Here is a 19,153-nt window from a genome sequence, read left to right on the forward strand (position 1 = left end):
TAGCCCTGTCCGGCGACGGCAGCTCAGTCCAGGAAGCGGACTTGCATCAGGGCCCCGAAGCGCATGTCGTGCATCACCCACGCGCACCTCGCCAGCGGCCGGCGCTCGAATGGACGCTCAACGCGGTCACGGTGATCAATACCAGCCCCATGCCGAAGATCTGCGAACCCGCCAGATACTCGTTCAACACCACGATGCCGAACAGCGATGCGGTGACCGGCTCGACCATGGCAACGATCGAGGCCAGGGCCGGCGTCGTATGCTTCAAACCGGTGACATAGAGCACGAACGACAGCCCGGCACCAAGCACCCCCAGCGCTGCGAACAGTGGCCAATCCGGCGCACCGAGGACGGACAGCCTCTGCTCGTCGTCGCCCGGCCAGGCCAGCAGGAGGACCAGGACCGCGAAAGCGATCACCAGGATCGCCTGTGGGCTGCCATGCGGCGCCGCATACTTGAAGCCGAAGATGAAGATCGCGTAGCACAGACCGGCCAGCAGCCCGGCACCCAGCCCGACCATCGTGACGCTGCCCGCGCCGATGTCGTGGATGCGGGTGAGCAACACGATGCCGAGCATCACCAGTGCGATGGCCACCCATTTCGCCGCCGTAGGTTTCTCGAGCCGGAGCGTGAACGAGACCAGGTAGACGAACACCGGCGCGCAGTACATCAACGTGGCCGCCACGGCGACGCTACCCTCGGCGATGCTGAGGAAATAGAAGGTGAAGTTGCCTGCCACACCGAGGCCGGCAACCGCTGACCAGAACCACAGCCGACCACTTGCCAGTCCGCTGCCGTGCGGGCGCAGCACGAGCCAGCCGAGCACGAACAGCAGCCCGACCGCACCACGGTAGAACGAAACCACGAACGCATCCCAGCCATCGGCCATGAGGATGCCGCCGATACCGCCGGAGACGCCCCAGAAGAAGGCGGCCAGCGCAACCAACGCTACGCTCGACCCCACCGTTCGACCTCGAATGTCCACGATGTCCTCGTAGTGACCAAGCAGACCCCAGCAGCTGGAGATCGCGGGCAAATCTGCTCGATTGGGCAGGTTGTGGTTGCGTATGCGAGTCAGGCGGCTTCAGGATCGAGCAAGATGAATCGACGCAACTCCTCGCTGTTCGCGTTGTTGTTTATCCAGTCCCTCACTTCCTTGGCTCTTTCGTAATCGTCATCGCCAAACTTGTTGCGATACATCTGCGTCAAAGCGGCCCTGGAGCTGTCGAGTTTTACCTTCTGCTGCCACTGCTCGGTGAGTACGGCGTTCAAGCTCCCAGCCAACCCCTCCGCCACCAGAAGCTCCCACTCCCCCTTGTCCAGCCACACGCCACCCACCCGTGCGCTGTAATCCATGCGGTGAGGGATATCCTTCGATATACGAAACTTCCTCATCAGACCGCCGGTAACAGGACACAGCAAGGCCTCCCTCGTATCGTCGGCAACGATTTCCTCGACACAACCCGCCTTGAATTCGAACGTTGGATTGCGCTCTTTCCAGCTGACGTAATCTTCGATCAGTATCCAGTTTCCTCCGCACTCTTCGCACGTGTGGCACCTGAACTGTGCCTCCAGGAAGCTTGGAACCAAACGACCGGTCTTGCATGCGGTGCATTTCAACTTCTTGATCTCCGGACAAGGGATCAGGTTCGACGGCCAGCGTCGCCACCCGGCACCTGCGGGTGCAGATGCACGGCAAGCCAAAGTGCGCCATCGGACGTGGACGTGACGGTGTGGCGGACACCGGCAGGCAGGAAGACATAATCGCCGGAAGCGAGTGCAACGCGCTCGTCGGCGACCTCGATAGTCGCCTCGCCGCGCAGGAGGACCACCCATTCGTCCTGGGCTTGGACCAACTCGGCGGGAGACGAGCTCGAAGAGCTGACAATGCGCTCGACGACAAGATTGCGGTGAGCCAGCAAGCTGTCGAAGCGCTCGCCGGTGGGCGGCGCCTGGGTGTCGGCGAATAGGTTGCCGCGCTTCATGATTGCGGACGACCTCCCTCTTGGTGCCCGACTTCGACCCCGACCGCCTGCAGTTTCCATCACCCCGCCCCACCCCCGCAAATCCCTGCCGGCACCAGGCTCACCGCCACCGTCACCAGCACGATGCCCACGAGGTTCAACACGATCCCCGCCCGCACCATTTGCCCGATCGTGATCGCTCCCGAACCGAACACGATCGCATTGGGCGGCGTGGCCACCGGCAGCATGAACGCATAGCTGGCTCCCAGGCCCACGGCGAGCAGCAGCGGGATCGGGTCGACGCCCAGGCCCAGCGCCACGGCGGCAACCACCGGCACGAAGGCGGTGGCCATCGCCGTGTTCGACGTCAGTTCGGTCAGGAAGACCACCAGCACAGCCACGGCGAACGCCACCAGCAGCATCGGCATGCCGGCCAGGCCGCCGAGGCCACCGGCGATGAACGCGTCCACGTCGTGCAGCGACACCGCCATCGCCAGGCTCAACCCGCCGCCGAACAGCAGCAGGATGCCCCAGGGCAGCTTCACCGCCGTTTCCCAGTCCAGCACGCGGCGACCGTCGCCGGTGGGCAGCATGAACAACAGCAAGGGGGCAGCCACGGCAATGACGGCGTCGCTCAGGCCGGCCAGCCCCGTCCACGCCACCAGCTGGGGTCGCAGGATCCACGCCATGGCGGCACTGCCGAATACAATCGCCACCAGCCGCTCGGGGCGCTGCATCGCTCCCAGCGCGTGCATTTCACCACGGATCGCCTCGCGGCCACCCGGCAGTTCCTCTATGCGGATCGGATGGGCCAGGCGCGTCAGGTAAAGCCAGGCGATCGGCAGGAACACCGCCACGATCGGCACGCCGAAGCGCATCCAGTCCAGCATCGACACCTCGCAGCCGTACTGGTTGCGGATGAAGCTGGCGGCCACCAGGTTGGGAGGCGAGCCAATCAGCGTGCCGCTGCCTCCGATCGAAGCGGCGTAGGCGATGGCCAGCATCAGACAGGTGCCGAATGCGGCCGCGGCCTCCCTCGGCACGCCGCTTCCCTCGCGCTTCACCATGGCGATGATCGACACGCCCACCGGCAACAGGATGATCGTGGCCGCGGTATTGGAGATCCACATCGACAGGAAGGCCGTGGCCAGCATGAAGCCGGCCACCAGCCGCAGTGGCCGCGTGCCGACGGCCAGGATGATCCACAGCGCCAGGCGCTTGTGCAGGCCCCAGCGCTGCATCGCCAGGCCCAGCATGAAGCCGCCCATGAACAGGAAGATGATGTCGCTGGCAAAGGGCCGCAGCGTGTCGGCGAGTGGCGCCACGCCCAGCAGCGGGAAGGCGACGATGGGAAGCAGCGCGGTGGCCGGAAGCGGCAGCGCCTCGGTCATCCACCACGTGGCCATGCATACGCCGATGCCGGCGGTGACGCGGCCGGCATGGGTCAGCCCGTCGCCGGCGCCCTCGCCCGCCGGCAGCAGCCACCATGCCAGCACGGCCAGCAGCGGCCCCAGCCACAGGCCGACGCGTTGATGCAGGGCGGGACGGGTGGTGGGCGCGGCATCGCTCATCGCCACGCACTATGTCAGCGAGTCACCCGCTCCGCCAGCACCGCGCCAGCCAGCAGCAGCGCTCCGGCCAGGAGAAACGCGGCACCCGGCAGGTGGACCGGCGCGAGGTCGGAGATGAAGAACGCGAACACCGCAGCGAACATCGCCGGGCCGAAGACGCCGGCCAGGCTGCCCAGGCTGGTCAATGCGCCCTGCAGCCGCCCCTGGTGCCCCGGATCCACCCGACGCGTGGCCAGTGACTGGACCGAGGGGCTGACCATGCCCCACAGCGCCATGATCGGGATGCCGGCGACGAACACGGCGCCAGTGGGCGCCAGGCCGTAGATGATGAAGCCCGCCGCACCGCACACCAGTCCGATCAGCATCGCGCGGCGCTCGCCGATGCGCGGCACCACCACGCGCACCAGCCCGGCCTGCACGATGACGCTGCACACGCCAACCGCCGCCAGCACCAGGCCGATGGTCTGCGAGCTCCATCCATAGCGGGAGCCGACGTACAGCACGTACACCGCCGGCAGCACGTAGTGCGCCAGCTGCGAGGTGATCTGCACCAGCGCCAGGCCCATCAGGCCCGGCCGCGAGCGCAGCAGGGCGATGCCGCCCAGCGGGTTCGCGCGCCGCGCATCGAAGCGCGCGGCGCGTCGCTCCGCGGGCAGCGATTCGGGCAGGACGAACAGGCCGTAGCAGAAGTTCGCCAGTACCAGCGTAGCGGCGGCCCAGAATGGCGCACGCAACGAGATCTCGCCCAGGAAGCCGCCCAGTGCCGGGCCGAGGATGAATCCCAGGCCGAAAGCCGCACCCAGCAGCCCGAATGCGGCCGCGCGCTTCTCAGGCGCGGTGGTATCGGCGATGTAGGCGTGTGCGGTGGACACGCTGGCCGAGGTGATGCCGGCGATGACGCGTCCGATCATCAGCAGCGGCAGCGTGTTCACCACCGCCAGCAGGATGAAGTCCAGGCCCAGGCCCAGGCACGAGATCAGGATGACCGGCCGCCTGCCGAAACGATCCGAGAGGGCGCCCTGCACCGGCGCGAACAGGAACTGGCCCAGCGCGAACACGGTGCCGAACAAACCCACCCACAACGCGGCCCGGCCCAGGTCGCCACCGAGGAAGGCCTCGATGAGCTGCGGCAGCACCGGGATGATCACGCCGAAGGCCAGCATGTCCAGCATCACGGTGAAGAAGATGAAGACCAGCGCGGCCCGCCGCACGGGCGGTGCGACCTTGGTGGTGGAGGCGGAAGAGACGGCGTTCACGACACGATTGCAGTAGACGGAGCCGCGCAGTTTAGCGGCTGTGGACCGTGCCGACCGGCACTTGGGTCAATCGCCGCCAGGCTCCTTGGGTTCCGGCGCCTCCCCGTCCGGCCCGGGGACCTCGTCCGCGGCCCGCGCCGGCGACTCGACACCACGCAGGCGGTCGCGAAGCTCCCATTCCAGGTAGCCGATGGCATCAAACGCATTGAGGACGTTGTAGATCTCCTCGATGCGCGAGTTCGTCAGCTCGGCCAGTTCGTTGATCTTGCGCGGCTGCGAGAGCTTGGCCGCGACCTTGTACTGCTGCGGGTAGTCCTTGGCCAGTTCCAGGAAGCGGCTCAGCCAGTAGCGCCCCCCCGGGTCCAGGTGGTCGGCGAGGCGCCCGTTCCCGTTCACCAGGGCACACAGCCATTGCAGCTTCACCATCGGCCGTGCCGGCTGGCTGGCGCGCACGGCTTCGATCTCGGCCATCGTCAGCTGCTCGAAGGACTCCACCGGGAATGACTGCAGGCAGTGCAGTTCCAACTCGGCGAGATCCACGTCGGCGTGGAAGACGCGCAGCTTCGGGTCCAGCACCAGCGGGTGCACCCCGCCATGGGTGGTTCGGCACGGTCCGCCGAGGATGTCGTGCCGCAGATAGTCGATCAGTGGAAGCACGCGCAGGTCGCGGCGTGCGGTCTCGCCCGAGCGGAGCTGGCGCGATCCATCCCCGGCCGTCCCCTGGCCCACCCGGTCCTCGGCGGCTTGCAAGCGCGACTCGCTTCGGGCCGAACGCGCGTCCACGCGCTCGAACGAGGTGTCGGCATCGAGCTTGATGTCGACGATGCGATCGACATCGTCGGCATCGGGGTCGCGCCGGAACAGTGCGTCGTCCTCTTCCTCCCAGCGGTAGCGCTCTCCTTCATCGCGGCTGCGCGCCGCTCCGGTCGGGATCGACGCGAGCACGTCCATGTCGAGCAGTTCGGGGGCCTCGCCTTCGTCGAGGTCGGCGGTGAAGAAGTCCTCGCCGTGGCTCAGGACCCGGGCGCCGGCTCCTGGGAGGGCGTGAGCGCATTGAACACCCGCACCACCGCGTCGAGCTTGAGCGGGCGGCGCAGCTGCCAGTCGCCGCTGTCGGGTGTACCCGTGTCCACCACGCACACGAAGGGGCGGCCGGCCTGGCGCGCCTGGGTGATCGCCGCATCGCCGGACAGGGTCGAGGGGTCGACGACGACGAGATCGGGCTCGCCACCTTCATCGTCCAGCCGCCACTGCGCCTCCAGCCTGGAGCGACCCTGGCGAAGCAGGAGCCTCAGCAGCGCGGTCTCCTCGTCGCCACCGCCCACGAATTGAATGCTGCGTCTCGCCTTCGCCATGCGTGAGTCCGTTCTCCATGCAGCCCATCGGCCCGCTGAAGTCTAGCGTCTTCACGCACCTGGAAGCTGACTGCCGACCCCCCGGCGTCCTGGGCAGGCGACCGGCGGCTATGATCGACCCGATGAAGAACTACGACCGCGACTATTTCCAGCGCTGGTACCGCCAGCAAAGCCAGCCACGCAAGGCGCGCGAGCGTCTGGAGAGGAAAGTCGCGCTGGCGGTGGCCATGGCCGAGTACCACCTCGACCGACCCCTGCGCAACGTGCTCGACATCGGCTGTGGCGAAGGCGCGTGGCGCAAGCCCCTGCGCAGGCTCCGACCCGATGTCGACTACCTGGGCTTCGACAGCAGCGAGTATGTGGTCGCCCGCCATGGACTCACGCGCAACATCCGCTTTGCCCACTTCGGTGATTTCGAGGTGCTGCGGCCGGGCGAACCGGTGGACCTGCTGGTGTGCTCCGACGTGGTGCACTACCTCGACGCCCGGGAACTGCGTCGGGGACTGTCGGGTTTCGGGGAACTGTGCCGCGGCGTCGCGTTCATCGACCTGTTCTGCCGCGGTGACGGATTCAGCGGCGATACCGAGGGCTTCCACGCCCGGCCCGCAGGCTGGTACAGGAAGGTGTTCAGTGAATACGGCCTGGTGGCCTGCGGCAGCCACGCCTACCTCAGCCCCGCCATCGAGGGCGTAACGGCGGCACTGGAGCGCTTCCCGCGGGATTCGTGAATTGTGCGGGCGGTCACACGCCGGGGACGGCGCTGGGCTAGACTTGTTGCGGTGCACCAATAGAGGCGTCCACGCCAATGCTCTACCAATTCCATGAGACCACCCGCTCCCTGCTGAGCCCGTTCGTGTACTGGTCGCAGGCCAACGCACGCATGTTCTCCGAATCCGGCAGCTGGATGTCGCGGCTGCCCGGCGCCGAGCGCGTGGCGGCCAGCTACGAATTGATGCATCGGCTGGGCAAGGACTACGAGAAGCCCGAATTCGAATTGCACCAGGCCACCGCGCACGGCCAGCAGATCGCCGTGATCGAGCAGACCGTGGTCGACGACCCGTTCTGCCGGCTGCTGCGCTTCAAGCGCTACAGCGACGACCCGTCCACGATCGATGCAATGAAGAACGACCCGGTGGTGCTGGTCGTGGCGCCGCTGTCGGGCCACCACTCCACCTTGCTGCGCGACACCGTGCGCACGCTGCTGCAGGACCACAAGGTCTATGTCACCGACTGGCGCGATGCGCGCATGGTGCCGCTGCAGGCTGGCGATTTCGGGCTGGACGACTACATCGCCACGATCCGGCGCTTCATCGCCGAGATCGGCGCCAAGGACCTCAACGTCATCGCGGTCTGCCAGCCGACCGTCCCGGTGCTGGCGGCGGTGTCGCTGATGGCCTCGGCCGGCGAGACCACGCCACGCAGCCTCGTGCTGATGGGTGGCCCGGTCGACCCGCGCAACAACCCGACCCAGGTCAACAGCCTCGCGACGACGAAGCCGCTGCAGTGGTTCCGCAGCCAGCTCATCCACATCGTGCCGTCGAACTACCCCGGCCACGGGCGCCGCGTGTACCCGGGCTTCCTGCAGCACATGGGCTTCATCGCGATGAACCCGAGCCGCCACTTCGAGTCGCACTGGGATTTCTACGGTCACCTGGTGCGCGGCGATCTCGAGGACGCCGACGGTCACCGGCGCTTCTACGATGAGTACAACGCCGTGCTCGACATGCCCGAGACCTACTATCTGGACACGATCGAGGTGGTCTTCCAGCGCCACCTGCTGCCGCGGGGCGAGTGGGACGTGGCGGGCGAGCGGGTGCGTCCGCAGGACATCACGAACACGTCCATCCTGACCATCGAAGGCGAGCTCGACGACATCTCCGGCCTGGGCCAGACCCGGGCGGCGCTGGACCTGTGCAGCGGCGTGAAGCCGGCGCGCAAGCGCCACTTCGAGGTGAAGGGCGCCGGCCACTACGGCATCTTCAGCGGCCGCCGTTGGCGCGACAAGGTCTATCCCGAGGTCAAGGCCTTCATCCGCGGCGCGAAATAGCAGCTCCCGCGCGGGCCTTACCCGCGCACGCCGAAGATCCGGTCGCCGGCATCCCCCAGGCCGGGCAGGATGTAGCCGGCCCCGTTGAGCCGCTCGTCGATCGCGGCGACATGCACCGCGATTTCCGGGTGGGCCTGGCGCAAGCGCTCCAGGCCTTCCGGGGCGGCAACAAGGAACAGCGTCTTGATTCGCGTGCAGCCGCGCGCCTTGACCATGTCGATCGTCGCGATGGCGGTGCCTGCGGTCGCCAGCATCGGGTCGATGACCAGGGCCACCTGCCCGTCGAGTCGTTCACCGAGCTTGCTGCAGTAGGCCTGCGCCTGGAGCGTGTGCTCGTCGCGTTGCAGGCCGACCACGCCCACACGCGCCCCGGGCAGCAGGCCCAGCACCCCCGACAGCATGCCCAGACCGGCCCGCAGGATCGGCACCACGGTGACCGCCGCTTCGTCCACGCGAGGCACCTCGAGGGGCCCTGCCCAGCCCTTCACCGTTGTCCTGCCCACGGGCAGGTCGCGGGTAGCCTCATGCGCCAGCATCGCGGACAGCTCGGCGGCCAGGGCCCGCATCTCGCGGTGCCCCACGGCGGCGTCGCGCATCAGGCCCAGTTTGTGGCGGGCCAGGGGGTGGTCGAGGACGAACACGCTCATGGGGTGGCTTCCTCTGTCTGCAAACCCCGGATTATCGCCCTCTGCCGCGCACACGTGCAGCCTGCAGTAGAGGCACGCAAAGGCCGTGCAAGATCCCGTAATCGAATCGTTAGCGCGGGCCAGGGATCAGTGACTTGCGGCTGGAAAAGGGCCTGGACCGGGTGTGGCACGGAGTGTGCAGGTGCATCCATTGCGGGTCGCCCCCACGGCCCCACCCCCCCTGTTCCACAAAGGATACTGACGATGAAGATGAACAAGCTTTCCGCCTCGATGATCGCCGCCACCTTCGCCCTGGGCCTTTCGGCCACCGCGATCGCCGCCGATGACGACTGGCTGCAGGACCCGGAGCCGAGCTATCACGGCGAGACCGACACCGGCGCCGACGTGAGCTTCGAGGAGCTTGACGTGAATGGTGACGGCTATATCCACCAGGCCGATGTCCCGGCCGACCACGAACTGTCGAACCTCTTCGCGCAGTATGACCTCGATGGCGACGGCCGCCTGAGCCGTGCCGAGTTCGAGCTTTATGCCGGCGAGGACCACGTCGACAGCGAGCCGGCCGAGTAAGCGCACCGGAACTCCGGTTCCTGCGCAAGCCGCACGTCGGGAGCGGGCCTTCGGGTCCGCTCCCTTCGTTTGCGCGGCCCCGTCCGCCCCACTGGAGCGAGCCGCGTGGGCGCGCGATCGGCTTTGCCGTAGCATCGACGGCGCCGCGACGGAGTGCGCCGATGAACGACCACGAGATCCAGACCGACACCGGGGACCCCCGCCCCGCGCGCCCGGACGAGCCCTACGCGGGGCTGGGCCATGACACCGTGCTGGCCGCGCTCGAGTCGCTTGGCTGCCGCTGCGATGGCCACGTGCTCGCGCTCAACAGCTACGAGAACCGGGTCTATCGGATCGGACTGGAGGACCAGGCGCCGGTGGTTGCGAAGTTCTACCGACCCGGCCGCTGGAGCGACGCGGCCATCGAGGAGGAGCACCACTTCACCCGGGAGCTCCTGGATGGCGGTGTGTCGGTGGTCGCACCGCTGGAATTCAACGCCCACACGCTGCACCACTTCGGTGGCTTCCGCTTTGCGCTGTTCCCACTTCGCGGCGGCCGCGCGCCGGAGCTTGGCCAGCGCGAGACGCTCCGACGCCTCGGCCAGGCGCTGGCACGCATGCACAACGTCGGGGCCGCGTCAGCCTTCCAGCACCGGATCCGCATCGATGTCGAAAGCTACGGCCATGACGCGCTCGACACGCTGCTCGACGGACACTGGATCCCCCCCGACATCGAGGAGAACTTCGAGCGCCTGGGCGAGCGCCTGCTTGATCTGGTGGAAGACGCCTGGGAGGACGTGGAACCCCGCACGCTGCGGCTCCACGGCGATTGCCATCCCGGCAACATCCTGTGGCGCGAGCCGCCTGGCCAGCCCGGCGAGGCACACTTCGTCGACCTCGATGATGCGCTTTCCGGCCCAGCCATCCAGGACCTGTGGATGCTGATGCCAGCCGATCCGCAGGCGCCCGAACGGGACTGGCTGCTGGAGGGCTATGAAACCTTCCGCGCGTTCGATCGCGCGGAGCTGGCCCTGGTGGAGCCCCTGCGGACCCTGCGCATGCTGCACTTCAACGCGTGGATCGCACGCCGCTGGGCGGACCCTGCCTTCCCGGCGGCGTTCGGCTGGTTTGATTCACCGCGACATTTCGAATCCCTGATCGGCCAGCTGCAGGAGCAGCTGTCGGTGCTTCAGGAACGCTGAACCCCGTCAACAGGAGTGACCCGATGGACATCTTCCAGGCCCTGCGCGCAGACCACGAGGTCCAGCGCGACCTCCTCGAAAAGCTGGTGGCGACCCAAGGCGCCAGCGATGAACGCAAGGCGCTGTTCTCGAGGCTCAAGACCGAGCTCGAAGCGCATGCAGCGGCCGAGGAACGCGAGTTCTACGCCCCGCTGATGCACGAGGACCTCACCCAGGACAAGTCGCGCCACGGCGTGGCCGAGCACTTCCAGATCGATTGCCTGCTAAAGAAACTCGAGCAGTACGAATGGGATGCGCCGGCCTGGCTGCAGACCGCACGCGAACTCAAGGACAAGGTCGAGCACCATCTCGAGGAAGAGGAGCACGAGCTGTTCCAGATGGCAGGCAAGGTGCTTTCCGATGCGAAGAAGTCGGGACTGGCCCACAGCTACCAGCAGGAGATGGAGCGCCAGCGGCACGCCGATTGAGGCCGGCAGGACGAAACCGCGGCCCTGGGCCGTTGTAGAGTGGCAGCACTTCACTCGGCCACGGGGCGGTTCGATGGCATCCAGGTTCAACGTCGCAAGCGCATGCGGGGCTGCCGCCCTCGTGTTGGCCCTGGGCGCCACCGGGTGCTCCCATGCCGACACGCCGGAGCGGCAATCCAGCGAGCAATTGCCTACCACCGCCAGCGTACTGGCCGCCGCCAGTGAGGCCGACTGGCGCGGCGTGGATCCGGGGCACACGCTGTACATGGACTTCGCAGACGGGGCCCGGGTGGTGATCGAACTGGCCCCGGGCTTCGCCCCGCGGCATGCCGCCAACATCCAGGCGCTGGTGCGCGCAGGCTGGTTCGACGGCGCCCTCATCACCCGCTCGCAGGACAACTACGTCGCCCAGTGGGGTCGGCCGGACGATGTCGAGGCCGGCGATCGCGGCGAAGCGCTGGACCATGTCCCCGCCGAGTTCGACCGTGCCCTGGACGGGCTGGGCTGGACCAGCCTGGAGGATGGCGACGTTTACGCCCCGCAGGTGGGCTGGGTCGATGGCTTCCCGGCCGCGCGCGACCCCGCCACCGGGCGTGCCTGGCTGGCGCACTGCTACGGCATGGTCGGAGCCGGTCGCGGCATGGCCGCCGACAGCAGCGATGGCAGCCAGTTGTACGCGGTCACCGGGCACTCGCCGCGCCACCTGGACCGCAACATCACCGTCGTCGGCCGCGTGCTGAGCGGCATTGAACACCTCAGCGCCCTGCCGCGTGGCACCGGGGCCTTGGGCTTCTACGAGGAACCCGGGCAGCGGGTACCGATCACGCGCGTGGTGATGGCCGCCGATCTTCCCGCATCCGAGCGCCTCGGGCTGCAGGTGCTGCGCACCGACACCGAAACCTTCGAGCAACTGATCCGTGCGCGGCGCCACCGGAACGAGGACTGGTTCATCGACCCGGTCGGCCGCGTGGAACTGTGCAACGTGCCGCTGCCGGTGCGCACGCATGGCGGCTGAAGCCGCCACGGGCTGGTGGGTGTACCTGCTGGAGTGCCGGGGCGGCCGCATCTACACCGGTGTCGCCCGTGACGTGGAGCAGCGCCTGCGCGCGCATGCCGCCGGGACCGGCGCCCGTTTCACACGCGCCCACCCCCCCGCTGCGCCTGCTGGCGACCGTGCAGGTGGGTGGGCATGGCGATGCGTTGCGGGTGGAGGCTGCGATCAAGCGGCTGGCACCACCGGCCAAGCGGCAGATCGCCGCAGGCCTGCGTCCCTGGCCCCTGCCCTCTCCGGCGCTGACCGCCTAACGGTCGCCCAGGCAACCCTCGCCGTTTTCATCGCCGGTCTCAACCAGCGCCAGCAGGGCCGCCGGAGGCGTCAACGCGTACAGCGCCGCCGCGGCGATGCCGCGAAGCAACAAGGGTCCGGCGTCGATACCCACATCCGGGTCCAGGAACGTGCCCCTGATCTCCACCGGCGCACGCAGTGCCATCAGGCCGGTGGACTTGGGCTTGGTGTCGATGCGCAGTTCGAACCGCTCCTCGCCCATGTGGATGCGTCCTTCGCCCACGACCACCGTGCTGGGCGTATCCACGCCCAGTGAGCGCGCCTCGGCCACCCCGCCGTTGACGGCGAAATCGGCGACGCCACAATTGATCGTCAGGCCACCCTCTTCGACGCCCAGCGCGCGCCGCTGCAGGCCGCCATCCAGGCCCCAGGCCTCCAGCCGGGCGCGCCCGACGTGCCCACGCCCCAGGACCAGCTGGATCTCGCCGGTGGAGCCGCCCATAAGCCCGGCCACCGAGTTGCCGCGCCCTTCCATCACCACCCGCCCGACGATCGGCCCGCGGGTGCCATCGCCCAGGTCCTGGCCCATCAGGCGCTCCAGTTGCAGGCCCGACAGCTCGGCGCTGATCGATCCCGTCGCGGGCAGTTCCCGCGCGTCCATCAGCACGACCGCATCGACCTCGCCGCCGGCGATGCCGAACACCAGCGGGTCCAGGGTGAGTTCGCCGGCCTCCAGCAGCAGGCTGGCGTCCATGTGCTCGGCATCGAAGGGTGCGCCCGTGAGGCTGCGCGCACGCAACCTCACTTCGGCGTCCATCGCGCGCAGACCATCGCCGGAGAGTTCGACGGTGGGGAACAGCCGCCCCTGCTGCCGGGCCTGCTCTGCACCACCGCCCGGACGCATGCCGATGAAGCCGGACAGATCACCGAAGTGCATCGATTCCGACTCCAGGTCGGCGGTGAAAAGCGTCCGTTCGCGCCCGGCGTCCACCGTCGCCTGGCCGGCAATGTCGCTGCGTCCGACGTTGCCCTCGATCTCCGTGTATTCCCAGTAGTCGCGCTCGCGCACCAGACGTCCCTCCAGTTCGTACGGCGCGGTGGTCGGGAAGGCGATGCCCAACAGCGGATACAGGTCGGCCATGTCTTGGCCCTCCATCTCCAGCGCCAGGTCGAAGGCCCGCAGGTCGATCCAGCTGTGTAGCTGGCCGCGGATGTCCGCCCGGGTGTCACCGGCCACGATGCGCAGCGCAACGCGGAAGGAACGGTCCTGGTCGCGCAGCTCCAGCGGCGACTCCACGCCGCCCTCGACGCTGAAGGGTACGCCACGGTAGGTCCCTTCGCCGTCGACCAGCAGCGGCCTGCGCTCGAGCTCCTCGCGCGGCCTGCCGCTGCGCAGTCCGACCCGCAGGTCGGTCTCCAGCTTGGGTTCGCGCAGCTCCATGCGGCCGTCCTCAACCAGCAGGTCGCGGATGTTCCAGCCGCGACTCCTCCGCTCGGGGAAGATCCAGTTCGCCTCGCCGTCCTCGCTGCGCTGCAGTGAAAGCCGCGGCCGCTGCAATTCGACGATGTCGACCTCGCGCCGCATCAGTTGCCCAAGCGTGAACTCCAGCCGCAGGCTGTCGGCCAGGCCCATGTGGTCACGCCGCGCCCACTCCGGATTGCCCAGGCGCAGGTCATGCGCCACCAGCGAGACACGCCAGCCGAATCGCCCCTCGATATCGCCGTCGATGTCGAAGCTGCGCTCGGTCAGCGCCTCCACGCGTCGCTCGATCGGTCGCTTCAGCCAGTTCCAGTCCCAGGCCAGCGTCACCACCAGTAGCACCAGCAGCAGCCCCGCCAGGCCCCATTCGATGGGCCGGCGTGCCCCGGTGGTGGGGCCCCGGGACCTGTCGCTGGAGTGGTGATCGCTCATGGAAGGAGTCTAGCCATGCTCGTGATCATTCGGGGTGATGGTTTCCGGAACCGTGGCCGTGCGACTGCGCGATCTCCTCGATCGCGCCGTTGTTGTGGACGAACACCCCATGCGCCTGGCGTCCCACCAGCGCTGCCAGGGCGGCCGCCACCTGTGCCGCATCGATGGCCCGGTAACGCCGAAGACCACCCCGAAGCAGCGGCCGCAGCATCGGGAAAACGCGCTGCCCCAGCCATTCCGCGGGCCGGGAGGGACCATCGCGCTGGCCCAGCAACAGCCCCGGGTGGAGGAAATCGCAGCGCATGAAGCCGAGCCCGAGCACGCTGCATTCCATGTCCCCCTTCACCGATAGATAGAAGTTCGATGCGGCGGCATCGGCACCGACCGAGGACACCACCACGGCCTGCGTGGCACCCCGCCCGCGGGCAGCACGGGCCAGCGACACGACGAGGTCATGGTCGACCCTTGCGAAGGCTTCGCGTGAACCCGCCTGGCTGATCGTGGTGCCCAGGGCGCAGACGAAACTGCCAAGTCGCGCGCCATGCCGCTCCAGCTCCGCCGATACCCGGTGGCCCGCCGCGCCCGCCTGCGCGACCCATTCCAGGGCCACCAGTCGGTCGTGGGTCACCAGCGGGGGCCGGCGCCCCACGGTGAACACCCGGAAGCCCTCGGCGTCGGCGCGTCGCAGCAAGACCGGCAAGGCCTGCGCCCCCACCAGCCCCGTGGCGCCCGCGAACAGCACGTCCACTGGGGTCATCGTTCGCCTCCTCTACCCTTCTCGTTCCGTCGTGCTAGCGTTTCGAGGCACCACTGTTTCCATTCGAACGGAAAAAGGAGAACTGCATGGGCATCGAAGTCGGTGGCATCCTCGGCCTGCTCTGGCTGATCCTGGCGATCTACGCGATCGTGAAGATCGTCGGCTCCTCGGCAGGCACGGGCGCCAAGGTGTTGTGGATCGTCCTGATCCTGTTGCTTCCGTTGCTCGGCCTGATCCTGTGGGCGATCTTCGGTCCGAAGTAACGTCGTACTGCTCGATCCGTATCGCGAAAACAACCGCGGCGTGGGGCCCTCCACGCCGCGGCTTCTGCTCACTCGGCCATGAGTTCGATGATCGCCGGCACCGGCGCATTGCCGAAGCTCAGGAAGCGATCATGGAACGCGCGCAGGTCGAAGTCGTCGCCCTGCTGTTGCTTCACCCGCTCGCGGAAGTCGTAGATCTCGGCGTAGCCACTGAAGTAGGACGTGAGCTGCACCTGCGAGAGCGTCACCCGGCGCCACTTGTTCTCCGCCTCGGTGCGCTCCTGGAACGCCTGGCGCATCAGCAGGTCCATCGCCGCCTCGCGCTCCATGCCCTCCACGTGGACGGCGTAGTCGAGGATCGCATTGGTCACCACGCGCAAGTTCCACTTGCCGTACATCAGCCACATCTCCGGCTCGTCGTTGCCCCAGCCCTCCTCGAGCATCATCCGCTCGGAGTACACCGCCCAGCCCTCGATCATCGCGCCGTTGCGCAGCAGGCTCTTGATCAGGCTGGGTGACTTGTTGGCGTGCAGCAGCTGGGTGTAGTGCCCCGGGATCGCCTCGTGGATGTTGAGGATCTGCAGCACCCAGTGGTTGTACTCGCGCAGGTAGCTCGCCGCCTCTTCGTCGCTGTAGCCGTCCAGCGGCGTGACGTTGTAGTAGGTGTCGGCGGTCGGGTTGAACGGCCCGGGCGCGCTGATCGAGGCGCCGGCGCCGCCGCCGCGCATGTACTCCGGCGTCTCCCGCACCACCAGCGGGCGGCTCGGGTCCTGCTCGACGAGTCCGTGCTCGTCGACGAACGCCGCCAGCAGCGGAATCTGCCGCTTGATCTCGGGAATGAACTCCTCGCGCGCCACGTGCCGGTTGGACAGGTGGTCGATCAGCCGGCCGATGCGGTCCAGGCGATCCCCGGGCATCGGTGCGTCGGGGAAATACTTCGGCCACAACTGCACTGCCACCGCGTCCATGTCACCGTGCAGGCGGTCCTTCTCGGCCAGTGCGCGCTCGTGGAGTTCGCGCGCGCTGAAGCCCGACTGGATGTCGTACTTGAACTTGGGCTCGTACAGCTCGGCACCGATGCGGAAGGAGCGCACGTCGTCGCGGCCCTCGAGACGATCGGCGAGCTGCTCGAGGTGCGACACGAAGCCTTCGATCGCCGCGACGGCCGCCGTGCGCACGCCCTCGAATTCGCCGACCTCCGACGGGTCCAGCCCGGAAGCCTGGACCCGTTCGCTCAGTGAATCGCCCAGCAGGCCCAGCGCACCACGGTTCTGGGTGATCGCCAGGCGCGTGTGCTCCAGCGTCGGGCCGTCGATGTTCGCCCGGGCGGCAGCGTAGTACGCCGGCACCTGCCGCAGGCGCGACATCACCGTGCGCAGACGCTCCTCCTCCGAGGCATAGGGCGTGTTGAGCAGCAAGCCGATCGGGCCGGCCACGTTGTAGCTCGACGGCATCCACTGCCATCCCAGGAACGTGGTCTGGTACCAGCGCGTGGATTCCAGCCGGTTGACCAGCAGCATGTGGTCGATGCGCTGGTCGGGCGTCAATGCCTCGGGATCCCAGGCCGCGAGGGCTTGCAGCGACGCCTCGACGAAGGCGAGCTCGTCCTGCCGCTGCGCCGCATCGGGAATCGTGACCTCCCCGGCGTCGTCGTAGCGGCCGGCAAAGATCGACCATTCCGGACTGCGCGCGAGCATGCGCATCATCAGGTCTTCGGAGAATGCCGCGAAGTCCTGCGGCTGGCCGGGGCCGGCGATCCGGGGCTCGTCGGCGCCGGTCGTGCGTGCGGGACCGCAGGCGGTCAGCGCCAGCGCGATCGCAAGCAAGGCGACCAGGGCGAGGAAGGGTTTGAGCGTCTTGGTCATCGGGCGCACCTTGAAGGAAAGGTCGAGGCCACCCGCGGGCGGCACGCTCCGATGTTAGCGCAGGGCGCCGTCCCGCTCCGGCCGGGGCCGGATCGTCGGCGGCCATCCCGGACTCACTCCTTCGGCGGGCCCTTGCGGTGCGGCTTGGCGGCGAACTTGCCTCCCTTGCGCGCGCCCGGCGGCTTGAAGCCCGGGCCCTTGCGGAACGCACCTGCCGGCCGCGGCGACGTCTCGGCGCTGCCATCCATGTCGGCGGCATCGGCCTCGCGGATGCGCAGCATCTGTCCGGCCACCCACACCTTCTTGAGGTGCTGCATCACCGGTGCGGGCATGCCCTCGGGCAGGTCGATGAGGCTGTAGTCGTCGCGGATGTCGATGCGGCCGATGTAGCGGCTCTCGATGTCGGCCTCGTTGGCGATCGCTCCGACGATGTTGCCCGGCTTCACGCCGTGCGCGTAGCCGACCTCCAGCCGGTAGGTGGTGAAGCCCGGTGCAGCCGGCTGCATCGGCGGCTTGTTCGCGCGAGGTGCACGCGGTTCGCGCGCAGAGCCCTCGTGGCGCGGGCCGTCGTGGCGCGGCGCCCGCTCGGGCCGCTCGCCACGTTCCATCGGCGCGCGCTTGGGCTCGGGCTTGAGCAGCAGCGGCGAATCGCCCTGCACCAGCTGGGCGAGTGCCGCGGCGATGTCCAGCGCCGGCACGTTGCGCTCGTTCTGGTAGCGCTCCACCAGGCCACGGAACAGGGTCAGGTCGGTGCTGGCCAGGGCCTGGTCGATGCGCTCGAGGAACTTCGCCACGCGCTGGTCGTTGACCACGTCCACGCTGGGCAGCTGCATTTCTTCGATCGGCTGCCGGGTGGCGCGCTCGATCGCGCGCAGCATGCCCTTCTCGCGCGGGGTCACGAACACGATCGCCTCGCCGCTGCGCCCGGCACGGCCGGTGCGGCCGATGCGATGCACGTAGCTCTCGGTGTCGTAGGGGATGTCGTAGTTGAGCACGTGGCTGATGCGCTCCACGTCCAGTCCGCGCGCGGCCACGTCGGTGGCCACCAGGATGTCCAGCTGCCCGTCGCGCAGGCGCTGCACCATCTTCTCGCGCTGTTGCTGCTGCACGTCCCCGTGGATGGCCGAGGCGGCGAAGCCACGCGCGGTCAGCTTCTCGGCCAGCTCCTCGGTGGACTGCCGGGTGCGCGAGAAGATCAGCATCGCGTCGAACGGCTCCGCCTCCAGGATCCGCGTGAGCGCATCGAGCTTGTGCACGCCCGACACCCACCAGAAGCGCTGGCGGATGTTCGCCGCGGTGGTGGTCTTGTTCTTGATCGTGACCTCGACAGGATCCTTGAGGTGGGTCTGGGCGATGCGCCGGATCGGCGCCGGCATCGTGGCCGAGAACAATGCCACCTGGCGGCCCGGCGGCGTTTTCGCCAGCACCGTCTCGACATCGTCGATGAAACCCATGCGCAGCATCTCGTCGGCCTCGTCGAGCACCAGCGTGGTCAGCGCCGAGATGTCGAGCGAGCCGCGGGTGAGGTGGTCGATCACACGCCCCGGCGTGCCCACCACGACGTGAACGCCGCGACGCAGCGCCGCCAGCTGCGGGCCATAGCTCTGGCCGCCATAGATCGGCAGCACGTGGAAACCGGGGATGTGCGCGGCGTAGCGCTGGAACGCCTCGGCCACCTGCAGGGCCAGTTCACGCGTAGGGCACAGCACCAGTGCCTGCGGTGCCTTGCTGCCATCCAGGCGCAGGCGGGAAAGCACCGGCAGCGCGAAGGCCGCGGTCTTGCCGGTGCCGGTCTGGGCCTGGCCCAGCACGTCGCGGCCCGACAGCAGCTGCGGGATGGTGGCCGCCTGGATCGGTGAGGGGCTTTCATAGCCCACGTCGCTCAGCGCCTGGATCAGCGGCGCGGACAGTTCGAGATCGGCGAAACGCACCGGCGCGTCGCCGGACGTGGGGGCTTGAGTAGACATGGACACTCCGTCACAGGCCGACGCTCGGTCGGCAGGATCGCGGCAGGTC

At 68.2% G+C, this 19,153-nt stretch carries 20 protein-coding genes and 1 pseudogene; 9 read left to right on the plus strand and 12 right to left on the minus strand.

What is annotated here, in order from left to right:
- Window positions 1-73 precede the first annotated feature (73 nt).
- The 7 genes from FU658_RS02750 to FU658_RS02780 all read right to left on the minus strand — a co-directional run bounded on the left by FU658_RS02750 (window position 74) and on the right by FU658_RS02780 (window position 6,146).
- Window positions 74-964, minus strand: a complete 891-nt coding sequence (locus FU658_RS02750; RefSeq protein WP_147890667.1) for a DMT family transporter — start codon at window positions 962-964, stop codon at window positions 74-76.
- Window positions 965-1,074: 110 nt separating this feature from the next.
- Window positions 1,075-1,620, minus strand: coding sequence for a zf-TFIIB domain-containing protein (locus FU658_RS02755; RefSeq protein WP_147890668.1), 546 nt, complete (start codon window positions 1,618-1,620; stop codon window positions 1,075-1,077).
- Window positions 1,621-1,643: 23 nt separating this feature from the next.
- Window positions 1,644-1,985 (minus strand): cupin domain-containing protein, encoded by a 342-nt coding sequence (locus tag FU658_RS02760; protein WP_147890669.1) that lies wholly within the window; start codon window positions 1,983-1,985, stop codon window positions 1,644-1,646.
- Between the two features lie 59 nt (window positions 1,986-2,044).
- On the minus strand, window positions 2,045-3,535 hold the full coding sequence (locus tag FU658_RS02765; RefSeq protein WP_147890670.1) for an SLC13 family permease: 1,491 nt from the start codon (window positions 3,533-3,535) through the stop codon (window positions 2,045-2,047).
- A gap of 14 nt (window positions 3,536-3,549) precedes the next feature.
- On the minus strand, window positions 3,550-4,707 hold the full coding sequence (locus FU658_RS02770) for an MFS transporter (RefSeq protein ID WP_425477568.1): 1,158 nt from the start codon (window positions 4,705-4,707) through the stop codon (window positions 3,550-3,552).
- A 150-nt stretch (window positions 4,708-4,857) separates the two neighbouring features.
- Window positions 4,858-5,742, minus strand: a complete 885-nt coding sequence (locus FU658_RS02775; RefSeq protein WP_147890672.1) for a hypothetical protein — start codon at window positions 5,740-5,742, stop codon at window positions 4,858-4,860.
- Window positions 5,743-5,804: 62 nt separating this feature from the next.
- A complete protein-coding gene (locus FU658_RS02780) occupies window positions 5,805-6,146 on the minus strand; it encodes a hypothetical protein (protein WP_147890673.1) in 342 nt (113 codons plus the stop codon).
- Window positions 6,147-6,256: 110 nt separating this feature from the next.
- Here FU658_RS02780 and FU658_RS02785 point away from each other — a divergent pair, with 110 nt between their 5' ends.
- Together FU658_RS02785 and FU658_RS02790 are read left to right on the plus strand one after the other, a co-directional pair.
- A complete protein-coding gene (locus FU658_RS02785; protein ID WP_147890674.1) occupies window positions 6,257-6,874 on the plus strand; it encodes a methyltransferase in 618 nt (205 codons plus the stop codon).
- Between the two features lie 77 nt (window positions 6,875-6,951).
- A complete protein-coding gene (locus FU658_RS02790) occupies window positions 6,952-8,193 on the plus strand; it encodes a polyhydroxyalkanoate depolymerase (protein WP_147890675.1) in 1,242 nt (413 codons plus the stop codon).
- A 17-nt stretch (window positions 8,194-8,210) separates the two neighbouring features.
- Here the strand turns inward: FU658_RS02790 and upp are convergent, their stop codons facing one another.
- Window positions 8,211-8,840 carry a uracil phosphoribosyltransferase gene (upp, locus tag FU658_RS02795; protein WP_147890676.1) on the minus strand — a complete coding sequence of 210 codons (630 nt, stop codon included), beginning with the start codon at window positions 8,838-8,840 and terminating at the stop codon, window positions 8,211-8,213.
- Between the two features lie 243 nt (window positions 8,841-9,083).
- Here upp and FU658_RS02800 point away from each other — a divergent pair, with 243 nt between their 5' ends.
- The 6 genes and pseudogenes from FU658_RS02800 to FU658_RS14250 all read left to right on the plus strand — a co-directional run bounded on the left by FU658_RS02800 (window position 9,084) and on the right by FU658_RS14250 (window position 12,360).
- Window positions 9,084-9,407 (plus strand): EF-hand domain-containing protein, encoded by a 324-nt coding sequence (locus FU658_RS02800; protein ID WP_147890677.1) that lies wholly within the window; start codon window positions 9,084-9,086, stop codon window positions 9,405-9,407.
- Between the two features lie 161 nt (window positions 9,408-9,568).
- Window positions 9,569-10,588, plus strand: a complete 1,020-nt coding sequence (locus tag FU658_RS02805; RefSeq protein ID WP_147890678.1) for a serine/threonine protein kinase — start codon at window positions 9,569-9,571, stop codon at window positions 10,586-10,588.
- 23 nt (window positions 10,589-10,611) lie between these two features.
- Window positions 10,612-11,055, plus strand: coding sequence for a hemerythrin domain-containing protein (locus FU658_RS02810; protein ID WP_147890679.1), 444 nt, complete (start codon window positions 10,612-10,614; stop codon window positions 11,053-11,055).
- Between the two features lie 73 nt (window positions 11,056-11,128).
- On the plus strand, window positions 11,129-12,070 hold the full coding sequence (locus FU658_RS02815) for a peptidylprolyl isomerase (RefSeq protein ID WP_147890680.1): 942 nt from the start codon (window positions 11,129-11,131) through the stop codon (window positions 12,068-12,070).
- A pseudogene (locus FU658_RS14980) lies at window positions 12,060-12,170 on the plus strand (GIY-YIG nuclease family protein); the annotation flags it as partial. The gene FU658_RS02815 and the pseudogene FU658_RS14980, both read left to right, overlap by 11 nt.
- Window positions 12,139-12,360, plus strand: a complete 222-nt coding sequence (locus FU658_RS14250; protein WP_255505379.1) for a GIY-YIG nuclease family protein — start codon at window positions 12,139-12,141, stop codon at window positions 12,358-12,360. The pseudogene FU658_RS14980 and the gene FU658_RS14250, both read left to right, overlap by 32 nt.
- Here the strand turns inward: FU658_RS14250 and FU658_RS02825 are convergent.
- Together FU658_RS02825 and FU658_RS02830 are read right to left on the minus strand one after the other, a co-directional pair.
- Entirely contained in the window at window positions 12,357-14,252 is a 1,896-nt protein-coding gene (locus FU658_RS02825; RefSeq protein ID WP_147890682.1) for an AsmA family protein, read from the minus strand. The two genes, FU658_RS14250 and FU658_RS02825, sit on opposite strands and share 4 nt — an antisense overlap.
- Window positions 14,253-14,277: 25 nt before the next feature.
- Window positions 14,278-15,009 carry a Rossmann-fold NAD(P)-binding domain-containing protein gene (locus FU658_RS02830; RefSeq protein ID WP_147890683.1) on the minus strand — a complete coding sequence of 244 codons (732 nt, stop codon included), beginning with the start codon at window positions 15,007-15,009 and terminating at the stop codon, window positions 14,278-14,280.
- An 86-nt stretch (window positions 15,010-15,095) separates the two neighbouring features.
- Here FU658_RS02830 and FU658_RS02835 point away from each other — a divergent pair, with 86 nt between their 5' ends.
- Window positions 15,096-15,272 (plus strand): PLDc N-terminal domain-containing protein, encoded by a 177-nt coding sequence (locus tag FU658_RS02835; protein WP_147890684.1) that lies wholly within the window; start codon window positions 15,096-15,098, stop codon window positions 15,270-15,272.
- A 68-nt stretch (window positions 15,273-15,340) separates the two neighbouring features.
- Here FU658_RS02835 and FU658_RS02840 read toward each other — a convergent pair whose 3' ends face one another.
- Window positions 15,341-17,137, minus strand: a complete 1,797-nt coding sequence (locus FU658_RS02840) for a DUF885 domain-containing protein (RefSeq protein WP_147890685.1) — start codon at window positions 17,135-17,137, stop codon at window positions 15,341-15,343.
- A 113-nt stretch (window positions 17,138-17,250) separates the two neighbouring features.
- Window positions 17,251-19,104 (minus strand): DEAD/DEAH box helicase, encoded by a 1,854-nt coding sequence (locus FU658_RS02845; protein WP_147890686.1) that lies wholly within the window; start codon window positions 19,102-19,104, stop codon window positions 17,251-17,253.
- Window positions 19,105-19,153: the final 49 nt, after the last annotated feature.

The sequence above is a fragment of the Alkalisalibacterium limincola genome, assembly GCF_008017755.1.
Taxonomy (GTDB): domain Bacteria; phylum Pseudomonadota; class Gammaproteobacteria; order Xanthomonadales; family Xanthomonadaceae; genus Alkalisalibacterium; species Alkalisalibacterium limincola.

Coding starts and splice junctions, on each gene's coding strand:
- FU658_RS02775 (WP_147890672.1), bottom strand. CDS start 5,742: ATGGACGTGCTCGCGTCGATCCCGACCGGAGCGGCGCGCAGCCGCGAT.
- FU658_RS02830 (WP_147890683.1), bottom strand. CDS start 15,009: ATGACCCCAGTGGACGTGCTGTTCGCGGGCGCCACGGGGCTGGTGGGG.
- FU658_RS02845 (WP_147890686.1), bottom strand. CDS start 19,104: ATGTCTACTCAAGCCCCCACGTCCGGCGACGCGCCGGTGCGTTTCGCC.
- FU658_RS02800 (WP_147890677.1), top strand. CDS start 9,084: ATGAAGATGAACAAGCTTTCCGCCTCGATGATCGCCGCCACCTTCGCC.
- FU658_RS02780 (WP_147890673.1), bottom strand. CDS start 6,146: ATGGCGAAGGCGAGACGCAGCATTCAATTCGTGGGCGGTGGCGACGAG.
- FU658_RS02825 (WP_147890682.1), bottom strand. CDS start 14,252: ATGAGCGATCACCACTCCAGCGACAGGTCCCGGGGCCCCACCACCGGG.
- FU658_RS02835 (WP_147890684.1), top strand. CDS start 15,096: ATGGGCATCGAAGTCGGTGGCATCCTCGGCCTGCTCTGGCTGATCCTG.
- FU658_RS02785 (WP_147890674.1), top strand. CDS start 6,257: ATGATCGACCCGATGAAGAACTACGACCGCGACTATTTCCAGCGCTGG.
- FU658_RS02805 (WP_147890678.1), top strand. CDS start 9,569: ATGAACGACCACGAGATCCAGACCGACACCGGGGACCCCCGCCCCGCG.
- FU658_RS02815 (WP_147890680.1), top strand. CDS start 11,129: ATGGCATCCAGGTTCAACGTCGCAAGCGCATGCGGGGCTGCCGCCCTC.
- FU658_RS02840 (WP_147890685.1), bottom strand. CDS start 17,137: ATGACCAAGACGCTCAAACCCTTCCTCGCCCTGGTCGCCTTGCTTGCG.
- FU658_RS02790 (WP_147890675.1), top strand. CDS start 6,952: ATGCTCTACCAATTCCATGAGACCACCCGCTCCCTGCTGAGCCCGTTC.
- FU658_RS02765 (WP_147890670.1), bottom strand. CDS start 3,535: ATGAGCGATGCCGCGCCCACCACCCGTCCCGCCCTGCATCAACGCGTC.
- upp (WP_147890676.1), bottom strand. CDS start 8,840: ATGAGCGTGTTCGTCCTCGACCACCCCCTGGCCCGCCACAAACTGGGC.
- FU658_RS02810 (WP_147890679.1), top strand. CDS start 10,612: ATGGACATCTTCCAGGCCCTGCGCGCAGACCACGAGGTCCAGCGCGAC.
- FU658_RS02770 (WP_425477568.1), bottom strand. CDS start 4,707: ATGCTGGACATGCTGGCCTTCGGCGTGATCATCCCGGTGCTGCCGCAG.
- FU658_RS02760 (WP_147890669.1), bottom strand. CDS start 1,985: ATGAAGCGCGGCAACCTATTCGCCGACACCCAGGCGCCGCCCACCGGC.